This window comes from Mucilaginibacter angelicae (assembly GCF_042434235.1).
GTDB lineage: Bacteria > Bacteroidota > Bacteroidia > Sphingobacteriales > Sphingobacteriaceae > Mucilaginibacter > Mucilaginibacter angelicae.
Genome location: NZ_JBHLTS010000023.1, coordinates 90,212 through 105,092 on the forward strand (window position 1 = coordinate 90,212; position 14,881 = coordinate 105,092).

Below are 14,881 nucleotides of genomic sequence, written 5' to 3' on the forward strand. Positions count from 1 at the left end.
CAATGTTTTAATCGATGCTTTGCTTTATATTAACTTTATCAAAGTTGATCATGTCCCTGGTGTTTTTCTGTACTGCAATTGATGCAAACAGGGTAAGTAAAAATGACATGGCATAAAAGCCCTTTTCGCTTAATGTTAATGTGGCGTTCCACAAGCCAATGGTAAGCAGGCAAACAGAAATTAAGGTGCATGCCCAGCTTAATCCATAATAAATATTTGTAACCGGGATGCCTTCCAATCGGTCACGTACGCTCTTTTGTACTGATATGGCCGCAAATAAACCAAACAGTAGTACGGTAAAGTAGTATCCTTTTTCGTTAAGGGCCATTTGAGCGTTCCATAAACCAATATTATAGCCTACAAAGCCTATGATTAAAGCTGCCCATGATGCACCAATAAATGCGTTAGATGGTTTCTGATCCATATTAATTGTGATAATTTATGCTAAAGATAGGAGAAGGCAGCGAAAAAACAAGTCCATAGTAAAGGGAGGCCTTCAATTTATTGCCCGAAAATAGTGTTCATCAAGTATTTATAGAGGTTCATGTAAAATAGTATAGTATAGGGCGTTGTTTGTGTTTTTTAGTGCTGTAATTCATTAAAACACAAAAGATAACGTTATGAAGAATCACTTTCATGCTGATGAAAACTCCAGTCGCGATACCGGTAACGATGGGATTGACCGCCGCGGCTTTCTTGAATGTATGGCCTGGGCAGGTACCGGCGTATTATGGATGATGACTGGCGGCGTGCTTAAATCATATGGTATGAGCCAAATGATTGACAGGGCAACAGGCAGCCTTAAAAAAGGACTGATAGTGCCCAAATCTGATTTTAGTTTTGTACAGATCAGTGATAGCCATATCGGGTTTAATAAAGCCGCCAATCCCGATGTTGTGGGTACGCTGAATGCTGCTATAGCTAAAATTAACAGTATGCCCAACGCGCCGTCGTTTGTATTGCATACAGGCGACTTATCGCACCTGGCACAGGCCGATGAGTTTGATACACTTGAACAATCGTTAAAAAGTGTAAAAACCGAAAAAATATTTTATGTGCCCGGCGAGCACGATGTAACCGATAATGGCAAACTATACCTTGAACGCTACGGTAAAGGTACTTTGGGCGATGGCTGGTACAGTTTCGACTCGCATGGCGTGCATTTTATAGGCCTGGTGAACGTAACTAACCATGTTGATGGTGGCTTGGGCTACATTGGCCCGGCCCAGTTAAAGTGGCTGGAGAATGATCTTAGACCTTTATCAAACAGTACCCCTATCGTAGTGTTCGCTCACATCCCGCTTTGGGCTATTTACCCGCAATGGGGCTGGGGCACCGATGATAGCGCACAGGCTTTAGCCTTACTTAAGCGTTTTGGATCGGTATCGGTATTAAACGGGCATATCCATCAAACCATTCAAAAAGTTGAGGGGAATATCACTTTTCATACAGCCAATTCAACGGCATTTCCTCAGCCCGCTCCGGGCAGTGCACCATCACCTGGACCGATGAAAGTGCCGGCTGAAAAGCTTCATGGTTTTTTAGGTTTAACCAGTGTAAATTATGTGGAGCATGATCATTCGCTTGCTATTACTGATACACCTTTAATAGAAGCCGAAAATTAACTGAACAAAAATAATGAGGAGAGATCGTGATATGAAAAAGATGTTGCTATTGCTGCTGATGGTTTGCTTAGCTGCAATAAGCAAAGCTCAGTATAAACCTGTTGAACAAAGTTCAAACTTGAAATTTACAGTCAAAAACCTGGGCTTTGGAGTCGACGGAACATTTAGCGGTTTTGAGGGGGATATCATTTTTGATCCCCAAAATGTAGCGGGCAGCAGTTTTGATGTAACTATAAATGCATCAACAGTAAACACTGATAACAGCCTGCGCGATGAGCATTTACGGGGTGAAAGTTATTTTGATATAAAGGATTATCCTAAAATCAGGCTGGTTTCGGGAAAGGTGGCCGTATTAAATAAAAGTGGAATGTACCAGCTAACGGGAGAGTTGACAATGAAAGGTAAGGCAAAGCCGGTATCATTCCCTTTTTCGGCCACGCCAACTGCCGATGGCTATGTTTTTAAAGGATCATTTAAAATAAACCGGAAAGATTTTGGGATAGGTGGCACGAGCACCATTGCCGATGAACTGGAGGTGAATATCAGCGTAATGGCAAGGAAAAGCTAAGCCCAATAAATTAAATTTATGAGGATAAAAATAAACAGAAAGCTTGCAGTTGTTATTGTATTAGTTGCTTCTGTAACAGGTACTGCTGCTATGGCCATTAATAAACCCGAACCTGTACGTTATCAAAACCTGAAGGTATTGCCTAAGGATATCAGCCCGCACGATTTGCAAAGTATTATGGCCGATGATTTTGAAGATGGCCTTGGTGTTACCTGCGGCTTTTGCCACGCAAATGCAAAGGACGGTCATGGGCTTGATTTTGTAAGTGATGCAAAACCCGAAAAGGAAATAACCCGGCAAATGATGCGCATGACCATTGGCATCAATAAAAAGTATTTTAAGCTTAAGCACCCAAAGATAGGCAACTCTGCACTGGTGGTTTCCTGTACTACCTGTCATAAGGGGCAGGCATTTCCTGATGGCACTGCGGGCAATAATTAATTGTAAATTGCTTTTATAAATCAATGTATAATAACCCGTTTAAATAATCCTGAAAAATTGAAATTCAACAAAGTAGTATATCACATAGCATTTTGGCTGCTGGCGTACCTTTTCTGGATCTTTATTTTCAGGAACGGTACGCTGGTGTTAACCCATGCCATAACCATCCAATTTTGTTACCTGGTTTTTATTTCGGTAAATTATTACCTCAATACGGTATATGCAATTCCGCATCTGCTTAATAAAAAGCAGTATATAAAATTTGGCCTCGTTTTTTTAACCGGAATATTTATAACGGCGCTTTTGAGGGTACCTGTATCGGCATGGGTTGTAGTTCACATTTTTAAAATGAATCCCCGGTTCAATGCAATTTCTATTTTTATTGATTCATTTGTTAATATCTTTTTTTGGGTGGTTTGCATCCTGGCAGCTCAAATGGTAATCGAAAAAATGCGGTCGCAGGTTTACATTGAACAGATTGAGAAGGAGCGGGCCACCAATGAGCTTAATTTTTTAAGGGCGCAGTTTAATCCGCATTTTTTGTTTAACTCTATCAATTCCATATACGGGCATATCGATAAATCAAATAAAGACGCACGGGATATGCTATTAGTATTTTCGGAAATGCTGCGTTATCAGTTATACGAATGTAATGTGGAACAAATAGATCTGAACCGGGAGATCAATTACATCCGTAATTATATAGCCATTCAAAAGGGGAGGATAGATGAAAGGGTGATGGTGAATTTGTGTGCAGATGATATTAAGGGACAGATTTATGTGGCGCCCCTACTATTTATAAGTTTTGTAGAGAATGCCTTTAAATATGTAGGATTTAATGAGGGGAGATTAAATAAGGTAGATATTAGCCTGAAGCAGGAGGGGGGTAACCTGCATTTCAGGGTTTATAATACTAAGGATAATTTCGTTGGCCGGGATGAACGTTCATCGGGCCTTGGGATAGCCAATACCAAACGACGGCTTGAGATCCTTTTCCCTAAAAAACACAGGCTTGAGATAACCGATAGTGGAGATAGTTTTGAAATAAATTTAGTGTTACTGAGTATATGATACTTAAATGCCTTATTATAGATGATGAGCCTATAGCCCGGAAACTGCTGCAGGAGTATATTGAAGAGACCGACTTTTTGGTGTTATCAGGCACAGCCGAAAATCCGCTGAAAGCTATCAGCATGATCAATAACCTCAATATCGATCTCATATTCCTTGATGTGAACATGCCTAAAATGAATGGCTTCCAGTTTCTTCGGTCGGCAGTGAAATTGCCTATGGTGATCATGACAACGGCTTATGGCGAATATGCGCTTGAAGGGTTTGAAATGGCTGTGGTTGACTACCTGGTAAAACCATTTTCGCTCGAACGTTTTTTGAAGGCATCGCAAAAGGCGCTGGAGTTAAAAGTATTGAGGGGAAATGCATCGCCCGGGAAAAATGAAGCCGATCATTTTTATGTTAAATGCGATGGCAAAATTGAGCGGGTGCTATATGATGAACTGGTTTACATTGAGGCTATGGCCAATTACGTAACACTTTACACCACTCATAAAAAACTGATTGTATATCTCACTATTAAAGGGCTGCAGGAAAAGCTACCTGCCGATAAATTTATCCAGGTGCATAAAAGCTATGTTGTTAATACAGGTATGATCAATAGCATTGAAGGCAATATGCTTAACCTTAACGGCACTAAGATTAGTATAGGGTTGAGCTTTTATGATGAAATAATGGATAAGGTTTTAAAGGGCAGGCTTTTTAAAAGATAAATATTACCTGCCCTTATAGCATTAATGCCTAATTGTTTTTTAACCCTATTTGGTGATTGCCATAATCGGTTAAGTATTCGTTGCTGATGAAAAAATCGAGACTGAAAATGGTACGGTAATCGCCTGTGTTATTAGGGTTTTGTACTTCTGTAAGGTTCCCCGTACTTGATGTAGTATAGGTATACACAAAACCCTTATTGGTAGTTATAGTTACTGTTGAATTTGCCGGAAGGTTGCCTACTGCATTGGTTGCCAGCCTATCCTCAATAACAGTTGTTGATGGCGTGCCTGTATCAAAAAGGATTTGCCCTGAAATAGTTTTGCCGCTATATGCAATAGTTGCGGGGATATTAGGTGAATATCCGCCGCTGCTTGAATAAGCAAGGGGGTGCATAATAAATCCTGCCGATGAAAGATCGCTGTTATTTAGCCCGATAGTTAACAGGTTGGTTACATAAGTTCCGCTGGTAGAAAACAAGCTTTTGTTTAGTGTGGCCAGCTTAAATCCGCTTGTAAGGCTGGTACCGGTATTGAAATTTCTTAATGGACTTTGGATTAAACTGGTTACATAGCTTGTGCCGGGACCAACGCCAAAAACATCGCTGGCATGGGCTTGTAATTGTGCGCCGGTTTCGTCAATTATTTTATAATATAAAAAGAATGGCACCCTTTTTAACGTAAGGTTACCCTGTGCATCGCCTATGGTAATATTGGCGTAGGCCAAATTGCCATACTCTTTGGTTGAGCTTAACTGATCGCCAAAGCTTATTGTGCCCTTTGTGCTGGTTACCGTAATACCGTTTACCACTACCGAATCGCCGGTAAACTGGATGCCTGCCGATGTGATCATTGATGCAGGCAGGATATCGGTAGCATCAAGCGTCATGCCCGATGAGCCGGTATCAAATACTGTGTAATAAGTAACTGCCTTTGTGCCAACCTGCGTAACGGGTAAAAAGATCCGTTTGTTAACCCCACTGGCATATTCGTATAAGCCAAGTGTAACCGGAGTGATGGTGGGCGTTTGAGGAGTTGTTTTGTCTTTTTTACAGGAGAAAAAAGCAACAGTTATTAATAAACAACCAATAAGTTTGGATGTAAAGCGTAAATGTTTTGTAGTCATATATATCCGTTATAAACCCGGTTGATAATAAATACGATAAAAGATCTGTTTTAGTTGGCTCTAAAAATAAGATAACGATTTGATATGGCGGTTAATGAATCGATAAAGCAGGGTGTTGAACCGATTAATTACCCGGACATATTAACGGATTGGAAACGCCGCTATTGTACGCAGCTAAAGCAAATGATTGGTTTCTTTAATAATATCCATTACAAAAGTACTTTTTGAATGCCCAATGCCTTTTACTTCGCTTAGTTTATTTACAAAAAAGGAGTGGTAACTATCCATGCTTTCGGATACGATCTTGAGCATAAAATCAAAATCGCCCGATATATTATAGCATTCTATTACTTCATCAAATTCAAGTACTGCATTAATAAAATCTGCCCCGGCTTTGCGGCTATGCTCGCGCAGGGTAACCATGCAAATAACCATAATGCGCTTGTTCAGCATCCGCTTATCTAAAATGGCGGTATAGCTTTTAATAACCCCGGTTTTTTCGAGGCGTTTAATGCGCTCATGTGTTGGGGTAGGGCTCAGGTTAATCTTAACTGCTATTTCCCGTACAGTAAGTTTGGCGTTCCGTTCAACCAGTCGTAATATTTCGTAGTCCTTTTCATCAAGTTGGATACCTGCTTTTTCTTGTTCTGTTTGAGGTGCCATAACGGGGCGCTGATTGAATGTTTGTTCTTTTAAAGTTATTGAATTTTAAATTATGTTCCAAAATGACAATAAATAATGTTATTAATTTCTATTGATATAGTTTTGAAAGGACAAAATTCATAATTATGTCACTAAAAAAGAACAAGATCCTCATTATAGCCTCCATGGCCATATTTGTTGAAGCGCTTGATATTGCTATTATCAACCTCACCATTCCGGCAATACAAAAGCAGTTTTTGGTAACTAACGATCAGGCTCAATGGTTGCAAACGCTTTATGTATTGCTATACGGTGGTTTCCTGATCATAGGTGGTAAGCTATCAGATGTTGTTGGGCCAAAGAAGATCTTTATAACCGGTGCTGTATTGTTTCTGTTAACTTCATTAGGTGCAGGTTTGTCGGATACTTTTGTGTTTCTTAGTTTATAAAGGGCTATCCAGGGTTTGGCGGCAGCGCTGATCATGCCCTCAGCGCTTTCTATAGTAACACATACTTTTACCGAAGAGCGGGAGCGGAGCAAGGCCATCGGGATCTTTAGTTCGTTTGCTGCGGTTGGTTCAGGAAGCGGCCTTTCCATTGGCGGGATCATCAGCACTTATATGGGCTGGCACTGGGTGTTTTTGATCAATGTGCCTATACTGGCTTTAATTATTATTGTGGGCTGGCTTTACCTAACTAATGATACCCCCGAACAAAAGCAGCCATCGCCCGATCTGTTTTCGGGTATTTTATTGGTGATGGGCCTGCTGATGCTTAGCTATGGCGTTCACCAATTGGGCGATATCAAACAGCAATACACTGTTATTATACTTTGTGCTGCCGGTGTAACAATTTGTATGAGGTTATTATACATTCGTTTAACCCGCCGTGCAAATCCGCTGATCGACCTTGCTGTTTTTAAAGCACCATCAGTTATTACAGCAAATGGCGTATTTATTTTGCTGGGTGCTTTTTTTACCGGGTACCTGTTCATTATATCCCAGTTGTTGCAAAAGGATATGCATTATAGTGCTGCAAAATCAGGTCTGCTGCTGGTACCTTTTAGCCTGTTATCGGCCGTGGTAGCTAAGTTTATGCTGCCGGGCATCATGAAGCGCCTAACAACGGAGCAGACAGGCTTACTGGGTATGAGCTGCATGTTAACCGGTGGACTGGTTTTAATCTGCGCGGTGTTCACAGGATATTCATTGCCCTTGCTGCTGTTATCAGCTGCATTTATATCCGGGTTAGGCATGACCATCTGCTTTACAAGCTTATCGGTACTTGCTGTAAAAAACATCCCCAAACAACACTACGGTTTGGCCTCAAGCCTGGGTACCACCACTTACTTTTTAGGTGCCGGTGTGGGCTTATCTATACTGACCCTGTTTATGCAAAAAGGTACCGAAGGTGCTTCTGTAAGTGGGTTGTCGCTTGTTATCCTTAGTATATACGCATTGATCGGTTTATTATGGATCATTATTTACATTTTAAATCCGGTAGCCAAAAACACGCCGGTATCATTAAGCGAATCACAAAGACTGCCCGATGTTTTTTAACTGATGAATATGTTTTTGTGTGTGATAGCAAATAAGATATAGCCATTCCAACCGGGTAAGTTCACCAAAAAAAGGAACTACAAGGTCGGTGCAAATAACATAAAGGTCCCTGGAGTTAATGACTTCCCTAACCTGGGAGATAGCAGTTTGTAACGATGCGATAGCTTCAGATTTATTATGCGGCGGATTTGATGGTAATATGTTTGGAGCAGATTTGAATTTTGCCTCAAAATCAAGAAACAGATCTTTTATCATTTTTACCTTTTCGGCCGGATCTCGTTCGGCAGGTTTTCCGGCCCCGTTTAGCACCGGGATAAGTTGTGATGCCGATTTAAAAACATGCTCAGCTATCTGCCCGGCTGTCCAGCTATCGTCAGATAGGGTAATATTGATTTGCTGCTCATTAAATAAGGCAATAGTTGATAATAATTTACTGGCAGTATCATCAAATACTGCCAGTAAATTAATGCGTGAATCGGTTTGTGGAATGGTGTTTATTTGATTTTTCATAACATTTTGAAGATTGATTAATACAAATCTCCATGCAAAATCAAAATTTGAACCTTGTCGTTTGTGCCATAATCAGGGTGGTTTTGTGCCATTGTGGATATAAGTATTTTAGCTTTTCTTTTCGCCCAATGAAAACCAATTGCCCGAGTCGTCTTTAAACAGGGCTTCGAAGCCATAAAACTCTTTGGTAGGGGCTTTTGTAAACTCAACGCCTTTTGCTTTTAACTCCTCGTAAGTGGCTATAAGATCATTACATTCAAAAACACCAAACCCAAAGGTGCCGCGTTGCACTAAGTTACGCATTTGCTGTGCCGATTGCGCGTCGAACATCATGCCTTCGCTTATGGCCATGAGTGATATTTCCAGTTCGGGCTGTTCGGGAGGGCAAACGGTAAGCCAGCGCATTCCCGGCCCCATGGCGGCATCTGTATTCACTGTAAAGCCCAGTTTGTTTACATAAAAATCATAAGCGCTGTCCTGGTTAAGTACAAATACGCTTACATGGTTCAATTTGGTTATCATTTGTGGTTTGTTTTGATGAACCAAATGTCGGTATCAAAACAGAATGGGGCTTATTGAAAATTGCGGTTTTGCAGCCATTCCTTTTCGCGGGCAAAGCAACCGGGGATAAATTTAAGGGGTGATTGCAGCATCTCAGCTTGTTTTTTAAGCTCGGCCTGCTGATAGTTTGCAGGAGAACAGGAGGTGACCTTTTTAAATAAAGCCGAAAATGAGGTAACGCTGTCAAAACCTACCGCATAACAAACATCAGCTACAGGGATATTTTTCTTTAGTAGTAACCGGGCATTTTCAATCCGCACTTTAATGAGGTACTGGTGCGGCGTTTTACCATAGATGTTTTTAAACTGCCTGATGAAATGATATTTGGAAAAGTAAGCTTCATCGGCAATGTCGTTCAGGTCGATGGTTTCGTGGAAATTTTTATCGATAAATAGCTTAGCCTGTACAAGCCTTCGATAAAGGTATATTTTGGGTAATTGATCGTCCATCTGAAATATAAATATCGGCTTTTATTTATCGAATTTATATGCTAACTGTTGAAATTGAATGATTGAGTATGGTCATTCTTTTTTTTCTATGCTAAGGCCAGGGTAATTTGTGGATTTGTATGAGGTGTGATTGAATAGCATAAAACCCGGTTTAAAAGTTTTTGATCAAAAATCAGGTTTAATAATAAGCTTGTTCAGGCTGCTGAAAAATCATGAAGAATTTATTTTAAGGCAATATTTTGTTAATGAGTAGATTATATAGGTGCTTAAAAAATCTTTCAAAAAAAATTTTGCAACTTGATTTAAAATCCTACTTTTGCACACCCAATCAGGGAGACGGGATGTAGCGTAGCCCGGTATCGCGCCACATTTGGGATGTGGAGGCCGCAGGTTCGAATCCTGCCATCCCGACAAAAGCGATACCAAGAGTGTCAAAACCCTCTAAACCGAAAGTTTAGAGGGTTTTATTTTCTGATTGGAACAATGATAATACCCGGCGAAAGCCAAACGGGATGTAGCGTAGCCCGGTATCGCGCCACATTTGGGATGTGGAGGCCGCAGGTTCGAATCCTGCCATCCCGACGATACCATCAGAACCGCCTTTAAAGAAATTCAAAGGCGGTTTTTTGTTTGAAATCATTTTGTCAGAAAATGTAAGTTGCTGAAAAGCATAGTTACTCCGACCGAAGGCTCTTTACAGGGTTGGCAAGAGCCGCTTTTATCGACTGGAAGCTTATTGTAATTAAAGTAATTACAATAGCTATTAAAGCCGATAAAATAAATACCCAGGGGCCGATGCTAATCCGGTAATCATATTGCTGGAGCCAGTTGTTCATAAAATAGAACGCTAAAGGTGAAGCAACGACACAGCCGATTATTACCAGCACCATAAAGTCCCTGGACAATAATAACCAGATACTGCCAAGCGAAGCTCCCAAAACTTTGCGAACGCCGATTTCCCTGGTACGTTGTTCGGCCATGTATGCCGCCAGGCCGAACAGTCCCAGGCAGGAGATCAGTATCGTTAAGCCCGCGAAAACAGCGGATAGCTTACCAACCAGTTGTGCCTGTTTGAATTTACTGTCATAAGTTGCATCTGCAAATTGATAATCGTAAGGATAAGCAGGATTATATTTATTAAAGATGCGCGCGAGTTTGCTTATCGCATCCTGCACATTCACAACAGGCTTAAGGCGATAGATCACTGTACCTGAAAGATCCGGGTTATAAACAAACAGGGCTGGTTGTATCGCCGAAAATGGCGAGCCAATGACCGCGTTCCTGACTACACCGATGATCCGTACAGGCGCTTTCGTTAACTCAGTGGTCAGCATTTGGCCCAAAGGGGTTTTCAGCCCCAATTTCCCGACGGCGGCTTCGTTAAGAATAACGTTGAGTGTATCATTTGGCGTTCCCTCAAATTCCCGGCCTTCTTTCATTTTCATATCTGCGGTTTTAAAAAAGTCCTCTGAAACTGCAGCGTAGGAGATACCGAGGGGTTCTGCGGAGTTTTTACCCGGCCAGTTTAACAGGTTACAACTGGCCTGGAAATCAATCACAGGGATAGGGCTGGATGCCCTGGTCACATTTGCTACAAATCCGCTTTGTAATAAGTCATTTTTAAGGGCGATATAATTGCGGTTAAGATCGGGGGTGATTGTTGTCATAATCAACCGGTCGGCGTCATAGCCGGTCGGTCGGCTTTTAACATGACTTATCTGCTGATAAATGATGATTGTACCGATGATCAATGCGATAGAACAGGTAAATTGAATAACGACCAATATTTTACGGGGCAACGCCGCCGCTTTACCAAGCTGGAGTGTACCACGCAGCACTTTTACCGGGTTAAAGGAAGAAAGGTAAAAAGCAGGCCTGCTGCCGGCCATTACACCGGTAAATAACACAAATACCAATAGTGATATCCAGAAAAGAGGCGCAGCGTAAGGTATCTTCAGCGAATTGCCGGTTAGTGAATTAAAACCAGGCAACGACACCTGAACAATGGCAATAGCAAAAAGAGCGGCTATAAAGGTAACCAGGACAGATTCGGTAAGGAACTGGAAAATCAGGTTGGCCCGGTTCGAACCGATCGCTTTTCTCACACCCACTTCTCTTGCCCTTTTCTCCGAACGCGCTGTAAACAAATTAACAAAATTGATACAGGCGATAAGAAGCACCAACGCACCGATAATGCAGAACATGCGCACAAAAACAATAAAGCCGCCGGATGCTTTTCCATTTTTGAATTCTGAATATAGGTGCCAGTTTTTTACCGGCTGCAAAACGATTTCGACTTTGTGGATGGGATCGCGTCCCTTCAGCAGGTTTTTGATCTTTGGTGCAAATTGTACTTCAGTTACCCCCGGCTGCAATTCAACATATTGATCAAAGGGGTAATGTGTCCAGTCTGCCCTTGCCGCCTTTACCCATGGTTCTGTTTGCTCCCAATAACTAAATGGCAACAGGAAGCTGAACTGCAGGGTGGAATTATCAGGCAAATTATCCATCAAACCAGCCACTTTAACATCATGTGCGTTGTCGATACGCACCACTTTACCAATCGGATCATCATTACCAAACAAGGCTTTAGCAGCGGATTGGGTAAGGATGATGGAAAACGGTTCATTCAGCACAGTAGCGGCGTTGCCTGAAAGCAAATGAAACTGAAACATCTTTAAAAAGTCGTGCCCCACGATCATGCCCTTCTGGTACAATTTTTTATCCCCGACTATCAGACTGTGCCTTGATGTCCAGCCCGTCTCGGCAACGTATTTTACTTCCGGAAAATTACTGCGCAGGGCACCGGCAATTGGCAGGCAGCCGCCGTTTTGCGTTTGAATATCGCCATTTTGGTTAAAGTTCAGTTTGATCTGGTAAAGCTGCGTGTAATTGGGAAGAAAACGATCGTAGGAATATTCGCGCCAGGCCCATAATGCGATCAGTAACGTGACAGCGATCCCTGCTGCGAGTCCGGTAATATTGAGGGCGCTGTAAACTTTGTTACTTATCGTATTGCGCCAGGCGATCTTCAAATAATTTTTTATCATGACATTGCGTTTTAATGTTGCGGCAGCCCAAACTGGCGGGCTTTCCGAACGCAATATTACCGGGCGTGTTCGTGATGATATAGCCAATTGATCAATTGGCCACACTTTTTTAAGGCTGTTTTTATATTCAACCGGGGTTTTGCCTGTTATCTCTTTAAAAACCCGGTTGAAAGTTCTTTGGGAATTGAACCCCGACTCGTAAGCTATACCCAGCAGCGTGAGCCTGTCATAAGCCGGCTCACGCATTTTTCGTGCAACTTCACGAACCCGGAATTCGTTGATAAAATCGCTGAAATTCTTTTCCAGCCCTATGTTGATGATCCGGGACAGATCGTGCGGATGGATAGCCAGTTTTATTGCCAGTGTGGTCAACGTTAATTCGGCATCTTCGTAAAGACGGTTTGCCGCCACTGCTTCTTTTAACCTTCGGCCTTTTTCTCTCGCATCCGATCGGTCAGTTATTGGCATTGCCAGTTGAACATCGTTACCCGGTTTCAGTATCGCTTCCACAGCCATTCCAATTAATACCAGGGCAAGAGCCAAATAAAAAGTATCACTAACCAACGATAAGACACAAAACAGACCAAGCAGGAGCAGTGCTCTGTTCAGCCGCCGGAACGCAAAACGTGGCCTGTCCGTCAGCACTGGCCGAAGCCTGCGGTAAAAATCCTCTATCAGCCGGTGCGACAGGTACAAACAGATGATGACCGAAATTAAAACCAGCCAGTCGGGCATCCAATATCCTATAAGCAAGGGGGAAAAATACAGCATATCTTTCCGGCGGAACCGGCGGTCCGGGCAGGTTAGCTTTCTTGAATAAAAATACAATAACGAACCCAGCGCCGGAAAAAGAAACGGTGTAAGCCCAACAATCTTCAATACAATTACGGCTAAGGCCAGACTTAAAAAAAGGTTAGCTGTTTGGCCTCTTTTTACAAATCCTAAAAGCAGCGCAAGTGTCAGCCCCGAAAACAGGGTTCCCAGGGAGGCAAGCTCGTACGGGCTGATATGAAAAAAATAGGGTCTCAAGTATGGTAGGAATCTTCAATCATCGTTCCAAATTCAACAGTTATTTGATTGTCAATAAATTATGCTGAAATTAATATTGCATATGTATTAAAAGCGAACAGTGGATTGTTCGCTTTCGATTGGACGAGTCATATGTTGACCCGTCCTGAAAAAGCTATACAGATTTGTGAGTAAATCCTGTAAATACTATACAAGCTCAGAATCATCATTGTGAAACCTTCCCCGGATTATAATCTTTCCAAAGCCATTCCAGCGCTTCGGGCAATGTTTGCTTTTTTACGCTATAATCAACGTGCCGGGCGTTGCGGGCAAAAATAAACTGGTATTTATAGTTTTTGGCGGCAAGTGCCTTTGCCATATTTTCATTTGCAAGTACCCAGTCATGCATATCGTCGCGCATTATGTTTGGGTTAAAAAGGTCCTGATCGCCCACCTCCATCCAGATCCGCAATGGTTTTGGTTTGCTTTTGGGGATTATATGATCATGAAATCCCCAGGCGCCCTGAGGTGTTTTGGGGTTGTAAGGCCATTGCTGGTTTATAAAAGTGCCTGAATAGGTGAGCACCCGGTGGTACCATTCCGGATGGTACCATGCCATGATCAGGGCGCATGACCCGCCCGAACTGCCACCCATGGTAGCGCGGGCTTCAGGGTCTTTGGTTAGTTTTACCTGACATTTGCTTTCTACCAGTGGCAGGATTTTATTTTCAACAAATTCTGCGTATACGCCGCTCATGGTATCATATTCCAGGCCCCGTTGGCTACCCTGGGCATCGCCGCTGCCGTTACCGATAGAGATGCCGATCATCGCAGGCACTTTGCCTTCGGCAATCAGGTTATCCAATACCGTGAAAAGCAAATTGTCAGGCCCATCGGCGCCAATTATGAACGGCGCTGCGGTGCCGGCGACATATTGTTTGGGAACATATACTGCTACCTGGCGGGTATAAGAAGCAGGATGACTTGTAGTGACGATTAATTTAGCCGGGTTTGCAGGATCAGGTGTGCCAAATGTATTTGGCTCCCGGGCAATGCCAGAATAAATTTTGCTATCCTTTGAATCCATGGTAAAACGGTATATGGTACCCTGCGGTACGTTAACCTGTACCATTGATTCCGGTGCCGGGTTATGTGTAGGGCCGATAATGAAATTTCCATCGGAGCCGGGCGAAGGATTGATGCCATCCGGTAATTCCGTGGCCGTTACATAGCCGGGCGTATGCGGGTCACGGATTGGTACCTGGGCCATACCCGGGCTTACATTCCATATCATATAAAACAATATACCGGATACTATAGCGCGGTTAACCATATTAGTTAGCTTCATTTATTTTGATTTAAGGAAGGTGGCCGTTAGGCCTGCGTTTTAAATTTAGGGTTTATAAGTAAATATCGCGAATTAACCTGCCTGCTTCTTTAAATCTTGCAAAAAGAGCTTCTGAAGTTGTGTTGTTAAGTCTTCTTAAAAAGAGGTTTTAGTCTTTCCGTAGCACCAGAACCTGAACAAAATTACCGTCTAAAAATAAATAAACCCGGTACG

The 14,881-nt window shown here is 42.3% G+C and carries 13 protein-coding genes, 2 tRNA genes and 1 pseudogene; 8 read left to right on the forward strand and 8 right to left on the reverse strand.

Going from position 1 to position 14,881, the window contains the following annotated elements:
• Positions 1–7 precede the first annotated feature (7 nt).
• On the reverse strand, positions 8–424 hold the full coding sequence (gene yiaA / locus ACFFGT_RS17520) for an inner membrane protein YiaA (RefSeq protein ID WP_377023829.1): 417 nt from the start codon (positions 422–424) through the stop codon (positions 8–10).
• A 196-nt stretch (positions 425–620) separates the two neighbouring features.
• On the opposite strand from yiaA, the gene ACFFGT_RS17525 reads away from it, so the two are divergent.
• The 5 genes from ACFFGT_RS17525 to ACFFGT_RS17545 are packed head-to-tail and all read left to right on the forward strand — an operon-like array spanning position 621 to position 4,418.
• A complete protein-coding gene (locus ACFFGT_RS17525; protein ID WP_377023830.1) occupies positions 621–1,625 on the forward strand; it encodes a metallophosphoesterase family protein in 1,005 nt (334 codons plus the stop codon).
• A gap of 13 nt (positions 1,626–1,638) precedes the next feature.
• Positions 1,639–2,193 carry a YceI family protein gene (locus ACFFGT_RS17530; RefSeq protein ID WP_377023831.1) on the forward strand — a complete coding sequence of 185 codons (555 nt, stop codon included), beginning with the start codon at positions 1,639–1,641 and terminating at the stop codon, positions 2,191–2,193.
• Between the two features lie 18 nt (positions 2,194–2,211).
• On the forward strand, positions 2,212–2,634 hold the full coding sequence (locus ACFFGT_RS17535; RefSeq protein ID WP_377023832.1) for a c-type cytochrome: 423 nt from the start codon (positions 2,212–2,214) through the stop codon (positions 2,632–2,634).
• 57 nt (positions 2,635–2,691) lie between these two features.
• Positions 2,692–3,705, forward strand: coding sequence for a sensor histidine kinase (locus ACFFGT_RS17540; protein WP_377023833.1), 1,014 nt, complete (start codon positions 2,692–2,694; stop codon positions 3,703–3,705).
• Entirely contained in the window at positions 3,702–4,418 is a 717-nt protein-coding gene (locus ACFFGT_RS17545; protein ID WP_377023834.1) for a LytR/AlgR family response regulator transcription factor, read from the forward strand. Before ACFFGT_RS17540 ends, ACFFGT_RS17545 begins: the two co-directional genes overlap by 4 nt.
• A gap of 28 nt (positions 4,419–4,446) precedes the next feature.
• Here the strand turns inward: ACFFGT_RS17545 and ACFFGT_RS17550 are convergent, their stop codons facing one another.
• Positions 4,447–5,541, reverse strand: coding sequence for a pepsin/retropepsin-like aspartic protease family protein (locus ACFFGT_RS17550; RefSeq protein WP_377023835.1), 1,095 nt, complete (start codon positions 5,539–5,541; stop codon positions 4,447–4,449).
• A gap of 174 nt (positions 5,542–5,715) precedes the next feature.
• A complete protein-coding gene (locus tag ACFFGT_RS17555; RefSeq protein WP_377023836.1) occupies positions 5,716–6,204 on the reverse strand; it encodes an Lrp/AsnC family transcriptional regulator in 489 nt (162 codons plus the stop codon).
• A 164-nt stretch (positions 6,205–6,368) separates the two neighbouring features.
• Here ACFFGT_RS17555 and ACFFGT_RS17560 point away from each other — a divergent pair.
• Positions 6,369–7,742: pseudogene (locus ACFFGT_RS17560) on the forward strand (MFS transporter).
• Here ACFFGT_RS17560 and ACFFGT_RS17565 read toward each other — a convergent pair.
• The 3 genes from ACFFGT_RS17565 to ACFFGT_RS17575 form a co-directional block, all read right to left on the reverse strand.
• The gene (locus ACFFGT_RS17565) at positions 7,716–8,252 is read right to left on the reverse strand and encodes a DinB family protein (protein WP_377023837.1); all 537 of its coding nucleotides are present in this window, start codon (positions 8,250–8,252) and stop codon (positions 7,716–7,718) included. The pseudogene ACFFGT_RS17560 and the gene ACFFGT_RS17565 sit on opposite strands and share 27 nt — an antisense overlap.
• Before the next feature lie 108 nt (positions 8,253–8,360).
• Positions 8,361–8,774 (reverse strand): VOC family protein, encoded by a 414-nt coding sequence (locus ACFFGT_RS17570; protein WP_377023838.1) that lies wholly within the window; start codon positions 8,772–8,774, stop codon positions 8,361–8,363.
• A gap of 50 nt (positions 8,775–8,824) precedes the next feature.
• The gene (locus ACFFGT_RS17575; RefSeq protein ID WP_377023839.1) at positions 8,825–9,262 is read right to left on the reverse strand and encodes a helix-turn-helix transcriptional regulator; all 438 of its coding nucleotides are present in this window, start codon (positions 9,260–9,262) and stop codon (positions 8,825–8,827) included.
• Between the two features lie 337 nt (positions 9,263–9,599).
• Here ACFFGT_RS17575 and ACFFGT_RS17580 point away from each other — a divergent pair.
• Both ACFFGT_RS17580 and ACFFGT_RS17585 read left to right on the forward strand, forming a co-directional pair.
• Positions 9,600–9,673, forward strand: a tRNA-Pro gene (locus tag ACFFGT_RS17580).
• A gap of 97 nt (positions 9,674–9,770) precedes the next feature.
• Positions 9,771–9,844, forward strand: a tRNA-Pro gene (locus ACFFGT_RS17585).
• 92 nt (positions 9,845–9,936) lie between these two features.
• Here ACFFGT_RS17585 and ACFFGT_RS17590 read toward each other — a convergent pair.
• Together ACFFGT_RS17590 and ACFFGT_RS17595 are read right to left on the reverse strand one after the other, a co-directional pair.
• A complete protein-coding gene (locus tag ACFFGT_RS17590; RefSeq protein WP_377023840.1) occupies positions 9,937–13,341 on the reverse strand; it encodes an ABC transporter permease in 3,405 nt (1,134 codons plus the stop codon).
• Between the two features lie 205 nt (positions 13,342–13,546).
• A complete protein-coding gene (locus ACFFGT_RS17595) occupies positions 13,547–14,668 on the reverse strand; it encodes an alpha/beta hydrolase (RefSeq protein WP_377023841.1) in 1,122 nt (373 codons plus the stop codon).
• Positions 14,669–14,881: the final 213 nt, after the last annotated feature.

Bases quoted from the DNA above. Each gene is read 5' to 3' on its own strand.
- yiaA (WP_377023829.1), bottom strand. From the start codon at position 424: ATGGATCAGAAACCATCTAACGCATTTATTGGTGCATCATGGGCAGCT.
- ACFFGT_RS17525 (WP_377023830.1), top strand. From the start codon at position 621: ATGAAGAATCACTTTCATGCTGATGAAAACTCCAGTCGCGATACCGGT.
- ACFFGT_RS17530 (WP_377023831.1), top strand. From the start codon at position 1,639: ATGAGGAGAGATCGTGATATGAAAAAGATGTTGCTATTGCTGCTGATG.
- ACFFGT_RS17535 (WP_377023832.1), top strand. From the start codon at position 2,212: ATGAGGATAAAAATAAACAGAAAGCTTGCAGTTGTTATTGTATTAGTT.
- ACFFGT_RS17545 (WP_377023834.1), top strand. From the start codon at position 3,702: ATGATACTTAAATGCCTTATTATAGATGATGAGCCTATAGCCCGGAAA.
- ACFFGT_RS17550 (WP_377023835.1), bottom strand. From the start codon at position 5,541: ATGACTACAAAACATTTACGCTTTACATCCAAACTTATTGGTTGTTTA.
- ACFFGT_RS17555 (WP_377023836.1), bottom strand. From the start codon at position 6,204: ATGGCACCTCAAACAGAACAAGAAAAAGCAGGTATCCAACTTGATGAA.
- ACFFGT_RS17565 (WP_377023837.1), bottom strand. From the start codon at position 8,252: ATGAAAAATCAAATAAACACCATTCCACAAACCGATTCACGCATTAAT.
- ACFFGT_RS17570 (WP_377023838.1), bottom strand. From the start codon at position 8,774: ATGATAACCAAATTGAACCATGTAAGCGTATTTGTACTTAACCAGGAC.
- ACFFGT_RS17575 (WP_377023839.1), bottom strand. From the start codon at position 9,262: ATGGACGATCAATTACCCAAAATATACCTTTATCGAAGGCTTGTACAG.
- ACFFGT_RS17595 (WP_377023841.1), bottom strand. From the start codon at position 14,668: ATGAAGCTAACTAATATGGTTAACCGCGCTATAGTATCCGGTATATTG.